We start from the raw sequence: 16,524 nt of genomic DNA, 5'->3' as shown, positions 1-16,524 counted from the left end.
TAAAAACTAAGGATGTGTATTTTGGCAGGAAGTAGTTTATTAACGTTACTTGATGATATTGCTACGTTACTTGATGACATCTCGGTGATGGGCAAGCTGGCAGCAAAGAAAACAGCCGGGGTGTTAGGGGACGATCTCTCACTCAACGCTCAGCAGGTTTCGGGGGTTCGCGCTAACCGGGAATTGCCGGTCGTCTGGGGCGTGGCGAAAGGCTCGCTGCTTAACAAAGTCATCCTGGTCCCGCTGGCGCTGTTGATCAGCGCCTTCATTCCCTGGGCGATTACGCCGCTGTTAATGGTTGGCGGTGCGTTTTTATGCTTTGAAGGCGTGGAGAAAGTGCTGCACAGCCTGCATGCCCGTAAACATAAAGAAAGCCCGGAAGCCCGCCAGCAGCGTCTTGATGCGCTGGCAAATCAGGACCCCAAGCAGTTTGAGCGCGATAAAATCAAAGGCGCAGTACGTACCGACTTTATTCTCTCCGCCGAAATTGTGGCGATCACCCTGGGCATCGTGGCCGACGCGCCGTTGTTAAACCAGGTGCTGGTGCTGTCGGGGATCGCGCTGTTAGTCACGATTGGCGTGTACGGTCTGGTGGGCGTCATCGTGAAACTTGATGATGTCGGCTACTGGCTGGCGGAGCGCCCCGGTCAGCTTGCGAAAACCTGTGGTAAAGGGCTGTTAATTGTTGCCCCGTGGCTGATGAAATCCCTCTCGGTCATCGGCACGCTGGCGATGTTCCTGGTCGGCGGCGGCATTGTGATCCACGGAATTGGCCCGCTGCATCACACCATTGAACATTATGCCGCTGAACACGGCGGGTTTATCCAGGCGCTGCTGCCGATGTTGGCTAACCTGGTGTTGGGTTTTATCATTGGGTTTATCGTCGTCATGCTGGTCAAAGGCGTGACGCGCTTACGGGGTGCCACCCATTAAATTTCTGCGTACCAGTACGCAAAATAGCCAAATTTCGTCTAAGGTGAAATCGTTTCACCCTGATACTGGAGGCGGTCAATGGTCTATGTTGTCAGTGATGAAGTTACGCTAAAAAATGGTGGCCCTGAAATGATCGTCACCGGCTTTGCCAGCGGTATGGTGGAGTGCCGGTGGTATGACGGCTATGGCGTTAAACGGGAGGCTTTTCACGAAGAAGAGCTGGTCCCCGGCAACGTACAGCAGGTTCGCGAACAGGCGTAAATCCGAAACGCCCGGCCTCGCCGGGCGTTTTTGTTGGCAAACACGTAAGCCACCGTTATGGCGCGTTCTGGATTGTACAGGCAGGATCTGACTGCCCATCATTTATGGAGTTTTTGTGCTGTCCTCTCCCTTGAACGCCCGCACCCGCTGGAAAATGTTATGGCGTAAACACGTTGTCCCTGGCCGGGTGGTCAATCTCTGCTTTTTAATCGTGCTGATAAGCTCCACGCTGCTGACCTGGCGTGAAGTGGTGGTATTGCAGGACGCTTATGTCGCCAGCCACCGCAGTGTGCTGGAAAAGGCGGCTGTTGCCGTGGACAAACAAATGCAAACCGGCGTTAACCTGCTGCTGTTTTACCGCAACGGTATGCAGGCGGCGATGCACACGCCGCTTTCCTCCGATCTGCTGGTGAATGTGCAAAATGAATTTGACCGCGTTCGTCGCTCTCCCCAGTGGCAAATCAACGTTGAGAAGCGCCGCACCCTGGCGCTGCGTGGTGTGTCTGATGAGGCGATTGCGCAAAATCCACTCTTAAACCGCGACGTCCCCGGCCTGCAAAATGAAATGACTGCCGCGCTGGAACTGGGCTACGTGATGCGCCTGTCGGCGGGCTTTCCGCTTGCCCCGGCGCAAACCTGGTACGCTTCCCGCGCGGGTTTTTACCTCACAAGCGGCAGGTTCATCAGCGTGCCCGGTATCGCCAGGCAATATAGTGCGCTGATCAACGCGCCCTGGTTTATCGGTCAGTCACAGCGGGAGAACCAGGCCCGCGGTATACGCTGGTACAGCGCGCCGCTGAATGCGGCAGATAAAAACAGCGGCACGGTGATTGCCAGCCTGCCGATGGATTATGCGCATTACTGGCATGGCGTCCTCGCCGTGGAATTCACGCGTGATTCCATCAGGCAGCAACTGGAAGAGGCGCTAAAAGAAGAAGACACCGGAAACTATCAGCTTTATGACGACCAGTTTACTCTGCTGATTTCCTCAACGTGGGATAAGGTGCCGGTCAGCACCTTTGACGACAGCGAACGCGAGCGCCTGACGCAGGCGATGGCAAAAAATACCGAAGGCAGTCTGCGCATCGGCACCCGATTAATAAGCTGGATGAACCTGAAGCATTACGACGGCGCATTGCTGCGCATCCATACCCTGCGCGAAGGCTTGCAGGACGATTTTGGCACCATCAGCATTGTCTTTGGGCTGTTATGGTTGCTGTTTACCTCCATGCTGCTTATCTCCTGGTTCGTGATCCGGCGGATGGTGAGCAACATGTATCAGCTTCAGCATTCACTGCAATGGCAGGCCTGGCATGATGCCCTGACCCGGCTTAACAATCGCGGCGCGCTCTTTGAAAAGGCGAAGCGGCTGTGCGATCTCTGCTCGCAGCAACAGTTGCCCCTGTCGGTGATCCAGATTGACCTCGACCATTTCAAGCGCGTTAACGATCGCTACGGACATCAGGCGGGGGATTTAGTACTGACCCAGGCCGCCCGGCTGATCGCGCGCTCTTTAGGGGAAGATGATGTGGCGGGCCGGGTAGGGGGCGAAGAGTTTTGTGTGCTGCTCCCCGGCAAAACGCTGGCGGAAGCAGTGGAAGTGGCGCAAGGCATTCGTATGCGCATCGCCGGGAAAGAAATTCTGGTGAATCACAGCCAGACCATCCGCATCAGCGCCTCTTTGGGCGTCAGCAGCGCGCCGGAGGAGACGGATTACAGCTTTGACGCGCTGCAATCCATTGCCGACCGGCGGCTTTATCTGGCTAAACGGGCAGGGCGGAATCAGGTCTGGTCCGTTGACGACGAGGAACCCTCGCCAAGCAAATGATCCAGCCCTTCGCGCCAGCCCGCCGGGCCTTTCAGTTCCGTCCGGTAGACGCGCTCGGGTTCATCCCGGCGCAGCGTCACGCCATCCCGGTTAAGCCCTTTCACCACCACCGCAAAATCGACGTTATCCAGCAGCGGCGCATCGTTTGGTCCGTCGCCCAGCCCCACGGTGGTAAAGGTTTTACCTTCCTGCTGGCGATACTGGCGGGTCAGCCAGTTGACAGCCTGATCCTTGCCGCCCCGTTCATCCAGCACGTGCCAGTATCGCGCGCCCTGCACAAAGCGTAAGCCCAGTCCGGCAAGCGTCTTCTCAAACGCCGCCATACGTTCATCGCTGTCGCGCCAGATCAACGTTTCCGAAGCCTCATGCAGATGGGCGAGGTTAGCCTGCGCCGGGGTGAGGCCAGTGACTTCCGAAAGAGCGCGCTCATCCAGTTCGCTGAACAGGGTGAATTTATCGCCGCTTTTTTCACGTAGCTGCGTCAGCACCGTCACAATCTCATCATGGGACGCGCCGTTAATCAGGCGGGGATAATTCTCATGATCCTGCCAGTGCTCATCCAGCTGGATCACCGCGCCGTTTTCCGCAATCAGCGGCAGCCCTTGCAACCCCAGTGTTTTTTGAAGGGCGAGCATTTCAGCGGCGGTTTTACTGCTGCACAGAATGACCGGGATCTGCTTCTGTTGGAGGCGCTCAAGCCATTCGGCGGCAGGTTGCCATTCATAAGTATGGCTGTCGAGTAAGGTGCCATCGAGGTCAGTAAAAATCAGCAACGCATCGTCAATACCTGGCATAAATCATCTCCCTGGAAGCAATTAACATAACGGCATGGGTAAGATTATTCTCAATTAGAAGACCGGTGAATCACCGCTTTTCACCGCATAATATTGGCCGACCAGCAGCCAGCCTGCATTGGCGACCATCACTCATGAAAATTCTAAGGTAAGTAATAATTCACATAAGCAATATATCCTTGTCTTGCAAATATTTTGCAGATAGAGTCACTCCCACATCAGATTTCCTGGTGTAACGAATTTTCAAGTGCTTCTTGCAAACGCAAGTTTTGACCCGGTCTCCCCAGACCGGGTTTTTTTCATCTAGCGATTCGCTTCGGTAAAACTGAAATCGCGAACGTCCAGTTCAAAGGCTTCAGCCAGCTCGCGCCACGTATGATAATCGCGGCCATCCACGCTGACGCGCTGCCCGTCATCACTCTCCACACGGTGAATTTCGCTTTCGCTAATTTCATTAATTGCCGCCAGCAAAGCATCAACATTCACTTCACCTTCACTCGCAAATTGCCCGTTATTGTCGTGGTCGCGTTTCATGGCCGTCACCTTTTTCACACACCGTGGGTGTAAGTATAGACGGTAGAGAAAAGCAGCAATCGGGTTCGGTAACGCTGCCAGATCCGCAGATTTGATCTACACTGGCAAAAATGAGTTCAGGAGGTTGAAAATGAAGGTAAACGATCGGGTGACGGTCAAAACGGACGGTGGTGTACGTCGTCCGGGCGTGGTACTGGCAATCGAAGAATTTAGTGAGGGCACCATGTATCTGGTGTCGCTTGAGGACTACCCGCTTGGGATCTGGTTCTTTAATGAGAAGGACCACCCGGACGGTATTTTTGTTGAATTGCAGGAATAAAATTTACCCTGTTGTCGGGAGAGAGGCCTGCTTACCCTCCCGGCAAAAGGGTAATTAGCGCATATTAACGAAGATCCCACTGGTCACATTATCGGTCAGACGTACAACGTGATAGATAACCTGTTTATTATGCGTTTTTATTTTCCTTTTAATATTACCCTTATGTGATGATACCGTTTTCGCTTTAATATTCATTTGATCGGATATCTGAATCGTTCCCTGCCCGGACATCCACATTTTCAGCATGCTGGATTCAGTGCGGCTTAAAGAAAGTGTAGGGAGATTAAAAGAACCATTCCCGGTTTTTTCTTTGGTTAAGCAATCTCCTAAAATGTCATCCAGGGATTCAGGTTTAATCGATTTTGAACTAATTAATAAGTTTTTTCGCACTAACAGATATTCATCAAAATGGATATTGGCAATTGCCATAAACACGATAAACAGCGTCTTAGGATGCTGATTAATGATTTGCTTAATTTGCAGACTCAACTCCGGGTCATGGATAAAGCAGTCCTCATTAATAAACACCACCGCTGGCCTGAAAGCAGCGCACGCTGTACTCAATTCACATACGGTTTCTACGTTGTTGATTTCTCGTTTTTTTACTCCCCGACTTGCCAGATATCCGGTTAGCCCTAACCGGGTATAGCTGCATAAATCCATAATAATCGTTGACATGGCATACCCTCACTCAATGCGTAACGATAATTCACCACCTGCTGAAAGTTTCAAGATCAGCCAAACGAATGAAAATAATCTAAAAACCTTTGAGCAGGAATGACTTCAGGCGAACACACTATCCCGTAAAGTTACGTATAATTTGCCAGGAATCTTCTCAAAGTAAAGTGAACAATCAAATCTGTGAAAGGGCTAAAAACAATTAAGCCACGCCAGATATATCCTGGTGGATGCAGCAACAATTTTATTTTAGGAATAACCTCAGAAAGACGTTACTAAAATACGGGTTATTATTTACCGGGAAGTTCACTGAGAATATCGGCGAGCAGGTTGAAAATCTCGCTGAATAAATGTTCGCAGAAGGGGGCAATCAATGGCATCAGGGTCACCATTAACAAAATGCCGACGGTCAGGGTAACCGGGAAACCAATGGAAAAAACGGATAACTGCGGAGCCATACGGTTAAGCAGCCCCAGCGACAGGTTCAGCGTCAGCAGCATGGTGATCACCGGCAGCGCCAGCATCAGGCCATTCAGGAAGATCAGCCCGCCCGCGCGTGCCAGCGCCAGAAACGCATTGCTGTTCACCGGCTCACCGCCAATCGGCAGGGTGTGAAAGGTGTCCACCAGCATGGAAATCAGCCACAGATGGCCATTAAAAGACAAGAACAGCAGCAGCGCCAGCAAATCCATAAAGCGTGCCAGCACTGGCATATTCAGGTTGCTTGAGGGATCGAAAAAGGTGGCAAACGACAGCCCCATTTGCAGGCCGATCAGTTCCCCGGCGGTACGAATGGCGGCAAATGCAAACTGCATGGTAAAGCCCAGTGCCACGCCGATCAGGATCTGTTGCAGCGCCAGCCACAGCGCATCCATCGAAAACACCGTCACGTCATTGGCGGGCAGGTTAGGGGCAATAATAAAAGTGATCACCACCCCAAGGCCGATCTTCACCCGTTTTGGAACGGTGCGTTCACTTAAGATAGGGGCGGTGGAAATCAACGCCAGCACGCGCAGCAGCGGCCAGAAATACATGCCGAGCCATTGTAGCCATTGGTCGCTGGTGACATGCAGCATGACGGGCGTTATCCGATGATGTAAGGAATGTTGCTGAACAGCGTGCGCATGTAGTCGAGCAGCAGATTAAGCATCCACGGCCCGGCAACAACGATAGCGACAAACACAGAGATGATTTTCGGAATGAACGACAACGTCATTTCGTTAATCTGCGTTGCCGCCTGCAAAATACTGATGATAAGACCGGTAACCAGCGCCACCAGCAGCAGCGGTGCGGCAAGGGCGAGGGCGACTTTCATCGCCTCCGTGCCCATCATCATGACCGATTCAGGTGTCATTGGCGTGCCCCCTAGCTATAAAAGCTCTGCGCCAGTGAGCCGACCAGCAATTGCCAGCCATCGACCAGAACAAAAAGCATCAGTTTAAACGGTAACGCGATAGTGGCTGGCGGTACCATCATCATCCCCAGCGCCATCAGCACGCTGGCGATCACCAGGTCGATAATCAGGAACGGAATAAAAATGGTGAAACCAATCTGAAACGCGGTCTTCAGTTCGCTGGTCACGTAAGCAGGCAGCAGAATGCGCATCGGCACCGCTTCCGGCCCCGCCAGCGGCGGCGTATTGGCAAGACGGGCGAACAGGGCTAGATCGGCTTCGCGGGTCTGGCGCATCATAAATTCTTTTAACGGCTGTGCGCCTTTCTCCAGCGCCACGTCTACGGAAATTTTGCTCTCGGAAAACGGCTGGTAGGCCTCGGTATAAATCTTATCGATAACCGGCGACATAATAAAAAAGGTCAAAAACAGCGCCAGTCCGAGCAGCACCTGGTTCGGCGGCGCAGACGGCGTACCCAGCGCATTTCGCAGCAGGCCAAAGACAATGATGATGCGCGTAAAGCTGGTCATCATCAGCAGGATGGCCGGCAGGAAGGTCAGCGAGGTGATAAAGACCAGCGTTTGCACCGGCAACGACCAGCTCTGACCACCACCCGCCATCGGCTGGCTAATCAAACCCGGAAGCTGAGCAAAGGCAGACGGCGCGACCAGCATTAAGCCTGACAGCGCAAGGAGTAACAAACGGCGCATCAGGATCTCCCGGAACGCTTGAGCAAATTCTTTAACACGGACTGGAAATCCGGGGTGTTGGCTTTCGCCTCTTCTGGCACTGCGGGCGCAGGCGGAAGGGTATGCAGCAGATTAATTTGTGAAGCAGTGACGCCGAGCACCAGCCGGGCGTCGTCAACGTCCACCACGATCACGCGCTCGCGCGGGCCAACCGTGGTGCTGGCGCTGATTTTCAGGCCTTTGGCACTGGCGACACGGCCACCAAAACCAAAACGTTTTGCCAGCCACGCCACCGCCAGGATCATCGCGATGATGCCAAACAGCGCGCCGCTAACCTGTAGCAGTGGCGAGCCGTGAACGGCAGAAGGCTGGGCAACAGTGGCCTGGGTTTTCATACTTAGCGGCTCAGACGGCGCATGCGCTCAGACGGGGTGATGATATCGGTAATGCGCACGCCGTATTTATCGGCGACGACCACAACTTCACCCTGGGCAATCAGATAGCCGTTGATCAGAATATCCAGCGGCTCACCGGCCAGACCGTCCAGCGCCACCACCGAACCCTGCGTCAGACGCAGCAACTCTTTAATGGTCATGCGGGTACGACCCAGTTCCACGGTCAGTTTGACCGGGATATCCATAATCAGATCGATATCCTGCAACGTGCCGCTGACATCGCCGCCGCCCAGTTGCTGGAACACCGCGTCGGCGGCGCTTTTGCTCGTGGTCGTGGTTTTCTGTTCATTTAACGCGTCAGCCCAGAGATCGTCCACACTGCTGTTCTCATCGGACGGATTGTTCATATCACTCATTTGGGCTGTTCCTCGTTCAGCGAATTCAAAATCGGGTTGATCAAGTGCTCTACACGCAGGGCATACTGGCCGTTAACCGTACCGTACTGGCTGGTGAGCACAGGCACCCCGTCCACATGGGCGATAATGCGATCGGGTTTCTCGATCGGCAGCACATCGCCGGGTTGAAGTTTGAGTATCTGCGACAGGCGCAGGGGGACGTCACCAAAATTGGCAATCAGCTCCAGCTCAGAATGTTGCACCTGACGCACCAGATTATCGCGCCAGTTCTGATCTTCATGGCGGGAGTTCTCCAGCGGCGGATTGACCAGCGTTTCACGCAGCGGCTCAATCATGCTGAAGGGCAGACAGATATTAAATTCGCCGGTCAGGTTACCGATTTCCACATGGAAAGGGGTATTGACGACGATATCGTTCGGCGACGTGGTGATGTTGGTGAACTTCACCTGCATCTCCGAACGCACATATTCCACATCCAGCGGGTGAATCGCTTTCCACGCATCGCTGTAGCCTTCAAGGGCCAGCTTCAGCATGCGGTTGATGACCCGCTGCTCAGTGTGCGTAAACTCACGGCCTTCCACTTTCGTCGGGAAGCGGCCATCGCCACCGAACAGGTTGTCCACGGCGATAAACACAAGGCTCGGTGAAAACACAAACAGCCCGGTGCCGCGCAGCGGTTTTAAGTGGATCAGGTTCAGGTTTGTCGGTACCGGCAGGTTACGCGCAAACTCGTGATAGGGCTGAATACGGATCGCGCCAACGGTAATATCCGGGCTGCGACGTAACAGGTTAAACAACCCCATACGGAACTGACGCGCAAAACGCTCGTTGATGATCTCCAGCGCCTGCAGGCGTTCGCGCACCACGCGGCGCTGCGTATTGGGATCATAGGGGCGAATTTCACTCTCGAAACCCTCACCGGGTTTCGGAGCGTCGCTACTGTCGCTGTCGCCATTAAGCAGCGCATCGATTTCGGCCTGAGAAAGAATACTGTCGCCCATGTCTTTACCGCAGAATGAAAGCTGTATAAAGAACGTCAGTCACTTCCTGCTTCGGTTGCCCGGCGACTAACGGCGGAGAAAGCGTCTCTTTAATCGAGGCAACTAACTTCTGTTTACCATCGTCGGTTGCCAGTTGAGTGGCATCCTGGCGCGAGAGAAGCAGCAGTAAACGACTGCGCACTTCCGGCAAATATTCACTCAGACGCGCGCGGGTGGCATCATCTTTCAGGCGCAGCGTAATGCCCACATACAGCACACGATCGGCATCGCCCAGATTTACGGTAAACGTATCAAGCGCAAAGAAAACCGGTGCAGGCGGCGGTGGAGCCTCTTCTTTGGCGCTGGCATCTGCCGGATGCTGCTGCATACGCCAGTAGCTGTAGCCAGCGGTCGCGCAGGCTGCAAGGGTGATCAACACCAACAGCGGGATCCAGATTGCACGCTTACTTTTTTTGGGAATGGCGGAGTCAGTCATCTGTTACAAGCTTCCTGTTTCGGTACTGCTGATGCAATGATTATCCCGTGTCCTGCGTCCGTCAAAGGGCGGAATAGACGGGGATAATCACGCTACCTTTTCCGTTTATCCCCGTCATCCTTCACGTTGCCTGCACGTCGATGAGGCTATCAGGCAAAGATATCCACGGCGTTATTACCGCGGGAAGCCGATTGCAGGCTGGCGGGTACCGCGATGGATTCGTCATCATCGGCACCAAAAATCTCACGTCCACCGCTGCGGGAAGCCTGCTGCTGCTGGGATGAGGACTGTTGCTGACCGGCGAAACTTTCGCTGCTGATGCTGCTCTGGCTCAGTTCAATCCCGCTTTCCGCGAGGTTGGTACGCAGAACCGGCAGGGCAGCTTCAAGTGCAGCGCGAACATGGCTGTGCGGAGAAACCATCTGCAACTGCGCCTGGTTATCATCAATCTTAAGACTGATTTGCACCTGGCCCAGATCTTCCGGATGCAGACGCAGTTCAGCGCTTTGCTTGCCCTGACGGGTAAACATAGTGATGTTCTGGCTGATGGTCTGCTGCCACTCGTGGCTACCCAGCGGGGCGCTGATCACCGGTGCGGCAACGGGAGCGCTGGCCTGCGCGGGGGCGGCCGTGCTCACCGCAGGCGCGGCGCTGACGGTGGTATTAATTGCCTGAATCGCCGCGTGTTCATCGGCTTTCACTGCGCTGGCAGAGGGCTGCACCGCAGTCTGTTGCCCGTTGTCAGCACTCTGCAACTGGCTGTTCAGGGCGGTCTGCTCACCTTTAGCGGCGGTGGCGCTCTGGCCTTTATCCCCTTTCACATCGGAGGAGGTTAACGCGGCATCCGCGCCTTTGACCGTCGGCGTCAGGTTAATCCCCTGCGTCGCGCTGGCCGTCAAAGCGGTGCTGGTGGTCGGCGCAACGATGGCGTTTTGCTGATGCGGCAACATGGCCATCAACGCATTCAGCCCGGCTAATTCTTCTTCATTAAGCGTGGTTGACTCGTCATCATCGGCTTTCGCCGCTTTGCTGAGTATCGCCAGTGTGTCATTTTTCAGCCCGGTGGTGAGCAGCGGGTTGAGCGCCTGATCCTGAGCGGTCTCTTCGGCCTGGGCATCGGTTTTCAGATCGGCTTTAGCGCTTTGACGACCAAGAATATCGGCAAGCTGGGCGGCAACGCTGCGCGGTTGCGCCACATCAGCGTCTTTGGCGAGCAACCCTTTGGTTAACTTTCCACCCGCCGCCTGCAAATCGGCCAGGGTCAGCGTATCGCCTTCACCCTGAGCCGTGGTGCCTGCCATCGCGCCGGAAAGCAGCGACAGAAAATCCTGCGCGCTGGTGTCCGCTTTACCTGCCATCAGGCCGGAAGCGGGGGCCTCTGCATCTGTCGTTATCAGTTTTGGTAAAGAGATCATTCGGTTTTCCTCATTGAAGCGCGCTGAGCAAATTCATCCATTTTTTTCTGTTCAAGACGGTTTTCCGCAAGCAGCGTGGCGGCGGATTGCCGGTCCTGTAAGGTTTGCCAGGCCTGCAAACGTTGTTTCTTTTCCCGCCAGCTTTTCAGTGCCATCTCAACTTTATTGGTCCACTGCATAAGCTGCTGGCGGTGCTGTTCGATGGCTTTTTCAAGCGTCGTAATAAATTGCTGATAGTTCTGCCAGCGCTGACTGCCGATCCCCTGGGTCATATCGAGATTCAGGTTATTGCGATACTCATTCTGATAATCCATCAGCATTTTGAGCTGCTCTTCGGCCTGCTGGCATCCCCGGCGCATCTCGCCCAGGGCTATCGCCGCGCTGTCTACTTCTTTCTCTGCCAAATCTTTTAGCGTCGCTAACGCACTGTTCTGTGCCATCATCTCGCCCCTTTCTCGTTACACGTTCGGGAAGATCATATCCAGTGCCTGAATCGACTCTTCCCACCCGGCACGTTCGAAAATGCCCTGCTGCAGATAGGCTTCGAGTTGCGGCCACAATGCGATGGCTTTATCCAGCATCGGGTCGCTGCCTCGTGCATACGCACCTACGCTCACCAGATCGCGGTTGCGCTGGAAGCTCGACAGCAACTGTTTGAAATTTCGTACTTTGGCATAGTGGTTTTCGCTTATCAGCGCGGTCATGGCACGGCTGATGGACGCTTCAATGTCAATCGCCGGGTAATGACCCGCTTCCGCCAGACGGCGTGAAAGCACAATGTGACCATCAAGGATGGCGCGCGCCGAGTCGGCAATAGGGTCCTGCTGGTCATCCCCTTCGGTCAGAACGGTGTAGAACGCCGTCACCGAACCGCCGCCGTGAATGCCGTTGCCCGCACGTTCCACCAGCGCCGGAAGTTTGGCGAAGACCGAAGGCGGATAGCCTTTGGTGGCAGGCGGTTCACCGATGGCCAGCGCGATTTCACGCTGGGCCATGGCGTAACGTGTCAGGGAGTCCATGATCAGCAAAACGTGCTGACCGCGATCGCGGAAGTCTTCCGCAATGCGCGTGGCGTAAGCGGCACCCTGCATACGCAGCAGGGGAGAGACGTCCGCAGGCGCGGCAATCACCACCGAGCGCGCACGGCCTTCCGCGCCTAAGATGTTCTCAATAAAATCTTTAACTTCGCGGCCACGCTCACCGATAAGCCCGACCACAATCACATCGGCCTGGGTGTAGCGGGCCATCATGCCCAGCAATACCGATTTACCGACGCCGGAGCCGGCGAACAGGCCCATACGCTGCCCGCGCCCGACGGTGAGCAGGGCGTTGATCGGACGCACGCCGGTATCCAGCACGTGTTCAATCGGGGTACGTTGCAGCGGGTTAAAAGGCTGAGTGATCAGCGCACCGGTTTCGGTGGTATCCGGCGCAGGCAGGCCGTCCAGCGGTTTGCCGCTGCCGTCCAGCACACGACCGAGCAGCGCCGGGCCGAGCGGCAGTTGCTTACCGCTGTGCAGGCCATCGCCGCTGGCGTTACGCGCGTACACGCGTGCGCCGGGCAAAATCCCTTCCACTTCTTCCAGCGGCATCAAAAACAGCCGCTGTCCGTTAAAGCCGACCACTTCGCTTTCGACTTCGCGGGTTTCGTTGCCATCCTGACGCTCAATCACGCAGGTCGCGCCGAGCGGCAGTTGCAGCCCGGTCGCTTCCAGCACCAGCCCGGTCGCACGAGTCAAACGCCCGTAGCGGCGCACGGCGGGAAGCTGCGTCATTTTGGCTTCGAAATTATCCAGCGTGTTAAGCCAGCGTGTGAGGCGTGCGGTCATCAGACGACTCCCGGTGCCGCCAGGCGGCACAGTTCCTGCCAGCGCGTGGCAACGCTTGCGTCAAGATCGCCTTCATCGGCGGAGACTTTGCAGCCGCCGGGGTGCAGCGTCGGATCGCCGCGCAGACGCCAGCCGTGCAGACTCAGCGTCGCGCCCAGCATCTCTTCCACGCGTTGCAAATCGTCCGGGTGAACGCGCAACTGCGGCTTACCGCTGAACAACGGCTCCTGCTGTAAAAGCTGCTGGATCTGTTTAATCAGCGCCGTGTTATCAATACAGGCCGCCTGGCCAATCACCTGACGGGCGGCTTCCAGCGCCATCTGCATCAGGCGCGAGGCGATCACGCTGTCGAGCGCGTCCAGCGTGTGCTGGAATTCGCTGACCAGTTGCTGCATACGGTCATGCAGCGGAGCCTGTTGCTGTTGCGCCTGGGCCAGACCTTGTTCCAGCCCCTGGGCTAAACCTTCTTTCAGCCCTTTTTCCTGGCCGATTTTGCGGCCTTCAATCAGGCCTGCGTTGTATCCCTGCTCATGGGCCTGCATCTGGATCTGCGCCAGTTGTTGCTGGCGCTTTTGTTCCTCGGAGATCTCATCGACCACCGGCGCGTCATCGCCGTTCTGATCGTGAAGATCGGCGGGCACAAACTCGGACATCGGCATCGCCAGATCTTCCGGCTTCCAGATTTTCCATGGCAGTTCGTTAGACATAGGTATCCTCGCCGCTGCCAATTACCATCTCGCCGGTTTCCGCAAGACGACGCACCACAAGCAGAATGGCTTTCTGTTCGTTTTCCACCTGAGACAGACGGACCGGGCCACGGTTGGCGAGGTCGTCGCGCAGGATATCGGCCGCACGCTGCGACATGTTGCGCAGGAACTTCTCGCGCAGCGGCGCTTCGGCCCCTTTCAGTGCAACCAGCAGGGACTCGGAATCCACTTCCTGCAACAGGCGCTGGATACTGCGATCGTCCACTTCCGCCAGGTTTTCGAACAGGAACATTTCGTCGATGATTTTCTGCGCCAGTTCGCCGTCGAATTCGCGCACCGCGGTAATAACCGCTTCTTCCTGCTGCGTTTTCATCAGGTTGATAATTTCTGCCGCCGTTCTCACGCCGCCCATTTTGCTGCGCTTGAGGTTCTGGCCATCCAGCAGGCTGTTGAGCACTTCGGTCAGCTCCGCCAGCGCCGCCGGCTGTACGCCGCCGAAGGTGGCAATACGCAGCATCACGTCGTGACGCAAACGCTCGTCGAACAGCGCCAGAATGTCGGCAGCCTGACCGCGCTTGAGGTGCACCAGAATGGTCGCGATGATCTGCGGGTGCTCGTCGCGGATAAGGTCGGCGGCGGTCTGCGGCTCCATAAAGTTGAGCGTTTCGATGCCGCTGGTGGTATCGCGGGTTTCGAGAATGTCTTCCAGCAGGCTGGCGGCACGCTCTTCGCCCAGCGCTTTCACCAGCACCGAACGCAGGTAGTCGTTGGCGTTGATGTTCAGCGCCGCGAACTGTTCCGCTTCCGTCTCAAATTCCTGCAATACATCAGTTAACTGTTTATTGGAAATCTGCCGCACGCTCGCCATGGCGGTACTCAGGTGTTGCACCTCCCGCTGGGAAAGGTGCTTAAACACTTCGGCAGCGCGGTCTTCGCCAATCGTCATCAACAGGATGACGCTTTTCTCGGTTCCGGTAAGGTTACTCATGTTCTTCGTTACTCATCCACTGGCGAATGACCAGCGCCACGACGCGCGGATCGTTATCTGACATTTCGCGAATGCGCTGACTGAGGACTTCGACACCCATCCGCTGATTAGCGCGACGCTGCTGGATCTGTTCATCTTTGGAGAGACGCACTTCCACCGACTCTTCCACTTCCTGCTGCGTTTGGCTGGCGACGCGGGCTTCTTCCTGCGCTTTGAGCAGCTCAGTACGGCGCACCAGGTGCGGACGTATCGCTTTACGCCACAAGATGAAGGCCACGATCAGCACCAGCAACCAGCGTCCGGCGGCGATCATCTGCTCAATCACCCATGGCTGTTTCCACAGCGGGATTTCCGGCTCGCCATCGTCGGTGGCGTTGAACTGCGAGTTGACCACGTTTAAGGTGTCGCCGCGCTGTTCGGAGTAGCCCATCGCTTCACGGGTTAAATCTTCAATCTGTTTTAACTGCTCGGCAGTCAGCGGCAGCGGTTTGCCGTCAGCGAGCTGGCGGTAGTTGACCACCACGGCCACGGAGAGACGCTGCACATCGCCGACGTTCATTTTGGTGTGGCGAATGGTGCGATCGACTTCATAGTTAGTCGTTTCGTTGCGCGTGGTATTGCGCGGGCCGCTCGCCGCCGCCGTTGTGGTCTGCTGTGCGTTCTGATTTTGCTGACCGTTTTGCGCATTCTGCCCGTTAGCATTCTGCGGGTTGTTCGCCGGAGGCGTCGAAATCGGTGCGGTATTCGAAGGCGCAGGCTGATTAGAGAGTGCGCCCGGCACGCCACCGGCGGCTCCGTTGCTCTGCTCGCTTTCATTTAACTGACGCGAACGTAAAACCGCCTGCGACGCATCGCCGTTCGGACGGTAGTTTTCTTCGGTTTGTTCTTTATTAGCGAAATCGATCTGCGCGGTGACCTGCGCGTGTACGTTACCGTTGCCGACGATCGGCGAAAGAATCGCTTCGATGCGGCGCTGTACGCGGCCTTCAACGTCGCCAGCATATTTCAACTGCGCGTCGTTCAGATCGCGACCGCTGGTGTTGGACTGGGTGAGCAGGCGACCGCTCTGGTCAACCACGGTGACGTTACCCGGCGGCAGACCGGCAACGGCGCTGGAAACCAGGTGCACCACGGCGCTAATCTGGCCTTCATCCATTGCGCGGCCCGGTTCCAGGTTCACGGTCACGGAAGCAGACGGGGATTTTTGTTCGCGCACGAACAGCGACGGCTTAGGCATCGCCAGGTGGACACGGGCGTTTTTCACCGGGCCGAGGGTTTCGATAGTACGGGCCAGTTCGCCTTCCAGCGCGCGCTGGTAGTTAACCTGCTCGCTGAACTGGCTGATGCCGAATTTTTCCTGATCCAAAAGCTCAAAGCCCACCGCGCCGCCTTTTGGCAGACCCTGCTGGGCGAGGCGCAGACGCAGTTCATGAACTTTATCGGCCGGGACTTCAATCGCACCGCCGGTTTCGGAGAAGCGATAGGGGATGTTCATCTGCGTCAGTTGAGCGACGATAGCGCCCCCATCCTGATCGGAGACGTTGCTGTAGAGCGTGCGATAGTCGGGCTGTTTTGCCCACAGCACCATAGCAACAATGATGGCAACCGCCGCAGCGCCCGCCACCATTAAAGGGATTTTGGGGTTCGCACGCAGGCGGTTCATCCACTCGAGAGATTTATTTTGTGATGCAGTCGTGGCAGTCGCACTCATTGCGCACCTCTTAACTCTGGGTGGACGGCGTTATACGTGTAGTGAAACAAAACAGACTCCCGGGGTCGGCAAACACGACAAAAGTTCCATGTTGATGGCCCTGCCATTATTTGATGATTCCGGATTTTCTATGCGTCAAATAACCTGGTTTTTTATCG

At 55.8% G+C, this 16,524-nt stretch carries 20 protein-coding genes; 4 read left to right on the top strand and 16 right to left on the bottom strand.

What is annotated here, in order from left to right:
- Positions 1–12 precede the first annotated feature (12 nt).
- The 3 genes from BM373_RS05140 (at position 13) to dgcQ (ending at position 3,022) form a co-directional block, all read left to right on the top strand.
- Positions 13–933 (top strand): DUF808 family protein, encoded by a 921-nt coding sequence (locus BM373_RS05140; RefSeq protein WP_371261090.1) that lies wholly within the window; start codon positions 13–15, stop codon positions 931–933.
- A gap of 78 nt (positions 934–1,011) precedes the next feature.
- Positions 1,012–1,194: a YodC family protein gene (locus BM373_RS05135; protein ID WP_090460184.1), complete on the top strand. Its 183-nt coding sequence runs from the start codon at positions 1,012–1,014 to the stop codon at positions 1,192–1,194.
- Positions 1,195–1,309: 115 nt separating this feature from the next.
- On the top strand, positions 1,310–3,022 hold the full coding sequence (dgcQ, locus tag BM373_RS05130) for a cellulose biosynthesis regulator diguanylate cyclase DgcQ (RefSeq protein ID WP_256214572.1): 1,713 nt from the start codon (positions 1,310–1,312) through the stop codon (positions 3,020–3,022).
- Here the strand turns inward: dgcQ and BM373_RS05125 are convergent.
- Positions 2,977–3,816 carry a mannosyl-3-phosphoglycerate phosphatase-related protein gene (locus BM373_RS05125; RefSeq protein ID WP_090460182.1) on the bottom strand — a complete coding sequence of 280 codons (840 nt, stop codon included), beginning with the start codon at positions 3,814–3,816 and terminating at the stop codon, positions 2,977–2,979. The genes dgcQ and BM373_RS05125 overlap by 46 nt on opposite strands.
- Before the next feature lie 303 nt (positions 3,817–4,119).
- The gene (gene yodD / locus BM373_RS05120) at positions 4,120–4,350 is read right to left on the bottom strand and encodes a YodD family peroxide/acid resistance protein (protein WP_090460180.1); all 231 of its coding nucleotides are present in this window, start codon (positions 4,348–4,350) and stop codon (positions 4,120–4,122) included.
- A gap of 130 nt (positions 4,351–4,480) precedes the next feature.
- Here yodD and dsrB point away from each other — a divergent pair, with 130 nt between their 5' ends.
- Complete coding sequence (dsrB, locus tag BM373_RS05115; protein WP_177220121.1) at positions 4,481–4,669, top strand: protein DsrB; 189 nt, start codon at positions 4,481–4,483, stop codon at positions 4,667–4,669.
- 54 nt (positions 4,670–4,723) lie between these two features.
- On the opposite strand, the gene rcsA is transcribed toward dsrB, so the two are convergent.
- The 14 genes from rcsA to fliF all read right to left on the bottom strand — a co-directional run bounded on the left by rcsA (position 4,724) and on the right by fliF (position 16,366).
- Positions 4,724–5,347, bottom strand: coding sequence for a transcriptional regulator RcsA (gene rcsA / locus BM373_RS05110; RefSeq protein ID WP_090460176.1), 624 nt, complete (start codon positions 5,345–5,347; stop codon positions 4,724–4,726).
- 290 nt (positions 5,348–5,637) lie between these two features.
- Entirely contained in the window at positions 5,638–6,423 is a 786-nt protein-coding gene (fliR, locus tag BM373_RS05105) for a flagellar biosynthetic protein FliR (protein WP_090460174.1), read from the bottom strand.
- A gap of 8 nt (positions 6,424–6,431) precedes the next feature.
- On the bottom strand, positions 6,432–6,701 hold the full coding sequence (gene fliQ / locus BM373_RS05100; protein ID WP_090460172.1) for a flagellar biosynthesis protein FliQ: 270 nt from the start codon (positions 6,699–6,701) through the stop codon (positions 6,432–6,434).
- 11 nt (positions 6,702–6,712) lie between these two features.
- The gene (gene fliP, locus BM373_RS05095; protein WP_090460170.1) at positions 6,713–7,450 is read right to left on the bottom strand and encodes a flagellar type III secretion system pore protein FliP; all 738 of its coding nucleotides are present in this window, start codon (positions 7,448–7,450) and stop codon (positions 6,713–6,715) included.
- A complete protein-coding gene (gene fliO, locus BM373_RS05090) occupies positions 7,450–7,824 on the bottom strand; it encodes a flagellar biosynthetic protein FliO (protein WP_090460169.1) in 375 nt (124 codons plus the stop codon). The genes fliP and fliO overlap by 1 nt, the downstream gene beginning before the upstream one ends.
- A 2-nt stretch (positions 7,825–7,826) precedes the next feature.
- On the bottom strand, positions 7,827–8,240 hold the full coding sequence (gene fliN, locus BM373_RS05085) for a flagellar motor switch protein FliN (RefSeq protein WP_090460167.1): 414 nt from the start codon (positions 8,238–8,240) through the stop codon (positions 7,827–7,829).
- Positions 8,237–9,241: a flagellar motor switch protein FliM gene (fliM, locus tag BM373_RS05080; RefSeq protein ID WP_090460165.1), complete on the bottom strand. Its 1,005-nt coding sequence runs from the start codon at positions 9,239–9,241 to the stop codon at positions 8,237–8,239. Before fliM ends, fliN begins: the two co-directional genes overlap by 4 nt.
- A gap of 4 nt (positions 9,242–9,245) precedes the next feature.
- Entirely contained in the window at positions 9,246–9,716 is a 471-nt protein-coding gene (fliL, locus tag BM373_RS05075) for a flagellar basal body-associated protein FliL (protein ID WP_090460163.1), read from the bottom strand.
- Positions 9,717–9,865: 149 nt separating this feature from the next.
- Entirely contained in the window at positions 9,866–11,131 is a 1,266-nt protein-coding gene (gene fliK / locus BM373_RS05070; RefSeq protein WP_090460161.1) for a flagellar hook length control protein FliK, read from the bottom strand.
- Positions 11,128–11,571, bottom strand: coding sequence for a flagellar export protein FliJ (gene fliJ / locus BM373_RS05065; RefSeq protein WP_090461064.1), 444 nt, complete (start codon positions 11,569–11,571; stop codon positions 11,128–11,130). The genes fliK and fliJ overlap by 4 nt, the downstream gene beginning before the upstream one ends.
- An 18-nt stretch (positions 11,572–11,589) precedes the next feature.
- Positions 11,590–12,960 (bottom strand): flagellar protein export ATPase FliI, encoded by a 1,371-nt coding sequence (gene fliI / locus BM373_RS05060; RefSeq protein ID WP_090460159.1) that lies wholly within the window; start codon positions 12,958–12,960, stop codon positions 11,590–11,592.
- Positions 12,960–13,667: a flagellar assembly protein FliH gene (fliH, locus tag BM373_RS05055; RefSeq protein WP_090460157.1), complete on the bottom strand. Its 708-nt coding sequence runs from the start codon at positions 13,665–13,667 to the stop codon at positions 12,960–12,962. Before fliH ends, fliI begins: the two co-directional genes overlap by 1 nt.
- The gene (gene fliG / locus BM373_RS05050; RefSeq protein ID WP_090460155.1) at positions 13,660–14,655 is read right to left on the bottom strand and encodes a flagellar motor switch protein FliG; all 996 of its coding nucleotides are present in this window, start codon (positions 14,653–14,655) and stop codon (positions 13,660–13,662) included. The genes fliH and fliG overlap by 8 nt, the downstream gene beginning before the upstream one ends.
- Entirely contained in the window at positions 14,648–16,366 is a 1,719-nt protein-coding gene (gene fliF, locus BM373_RS05045; RefSeq protein ID WP_090460153.1) for a flagellar basal-body MS-ring/collar protein FliF, read from the bottom strand. The genes fliG and fliF overlap by 8 nt, the downstream gene beginning before the upstream one ends.
- Positions 16,367–16,524 lie beyond the last annotated feature (158 nt).

The organism is Enterobacter sp. kpr-6, from assembly GCF_900116015.1.
Lineage (GTDB): Bacteria > Pseudomonadota > Gammaproteobacteria > Enterobacterales > Enterobacteriaceae > Enterobacter_D.
The sequence above is the reverse complement of the archived record's forward strand: the minus strand, read 5'-3'. Positions and strand labels throughout refer to the sequence as shown.

What these genes read in the sequence shown, in the direction of transcription:
- fliG (WP_090460155.1), bottom strand. Translation starts at nt 14,655, where the DNA reads ATGAGTAACCTTACCGGAACCGAGAAAAGCGTCATCCTGTTGATGACG.
- fliJ (WP_090461064.1), bottom strand. Translation starts at nt 11,571, where the DNA reads ATGGCACAGAACAGTGCGTTAGCGACGCTAAAAGATTTGGCAGAGAAA.
- fliR (WP_090460174.1), bottom strand. Translation starts at nt 6,423, where the DNA reads ATGCTGCATGTCACCAGCGACCAATGGCTACAATGGCTCGGCATGTAT.
- fliK (WP_090460161.1), bottom strand. Translation starts at nt 11,131, where the DNA reads ATGATCTCTTTACCAAAACTGATAACGACAGATGCAGAGGCCCCCGCT.
- BM373_RS05140 (WP_371261090.1), top strand. Translation starts at nt 13, where the DNA reads ATGTGTATTTTGGCAGGAAGTAGTTTATTAACGTTACTTGATGATATT.
- rcsA (WP_090460176.1), bottom strand. Translation starts at nt 5,347, where the DNA reads ATGTCAACGATTATTATGGATTTATGCAGCTATACCCGGTTAGGGCTA.
- fliQ (WP_090460172.1), bottom strand. Translation starts at nt 6,701, where the DNA reads ATGACACCTGAATCGGTCATGATGATGGGCACGGAGGCGATGAAAGTC.
- fliF (WP_090460153.1), bottom strand. Translation starts at nt 16,366, where the DNA reads ATGAGTGCGACTGCCACGACTGCATCACAAAATAAATCTCTCGAGTGG.
- fliN (WP_090460167.1), bottom strand. Translation starts at nt 8,240, where the DNA reads ATGAGTGATATGAACAATCCGTCCGATGAGAACAGCAGTGTGGACGAT.
- fliM (WP_090460165.1), bottom strand. Translation starts at nt 9,241, where the DNA reads ATGGGCGACAGTATTCTTTCTCAGGCCGAAATCGATGCGCTGCTTAAT.
- fliI (WP_090460159.1), bottom strand. Translation starts at nt 12,960, where the DNA reads ATGACCGCACGCCTCACACGCTGGCTTAACACGCTGGATAATTTCGAA.
- fliO (WP_090460169.1), bottom strand. Translation starts at nt 7,824, where the DNA reads ATGAAAACCCAGGCCACTGTTGCCCAGCCTTCTGCCGTTCACGGCTCG.
- dsrB (WP_177220121.1), top strand. Translation starts at nt 4,481, where the DNA reads ATGAAGGTAAACGATCGGGTGACGGTCAAAACGGACGGTGGTGTACGT.
- fliL (WP_090460163.1), bottom strand. Translation starts at nt 9,716, where the DNA reads ATGACTGACTCCGCCATTCCCAAAAAAAGTAAGCGTGCAATCTGGATC.
- BM373_RS05125 (WP_090460182.1), bottom strand. Translation starts at nt 3,816, where the DNA reads ATGCCAGGTATTGACGATGCGTTGCTGATTTTTACTGACCTCGATGGC.
- BM373_RS05135 (WP_090460184.1), top strand. Translation starts at nt 1,012, where the DNA reads ATGGTCTATGTTGTCAGTGATGAAGTTACGCTAAAAAATGGTGGCCCT.
- fliH (WP_090460157.1), bottom strand. Translation starts at nt 13,667, where the DNA reads ATGTCTAACGAACTGCCATGGAAAATCTGGAAGCCGGAAGATCTGGCG.
- fliP (WP_090460170.1), bottom strand. Translation starts at nt 7,450, where the DNA reads ATGCGCCGTTTGTTACTCCTTGCGCTGTCAGGCTTAATGCTGGTCGCG.
- yodD (WP_090460180.1), bottom strand. Translation starts at nt 4,350, where the DNA reads ATGAAACGCGACCACGACAATAACGGGCAATTTGCGAGTGAAGGTGAA.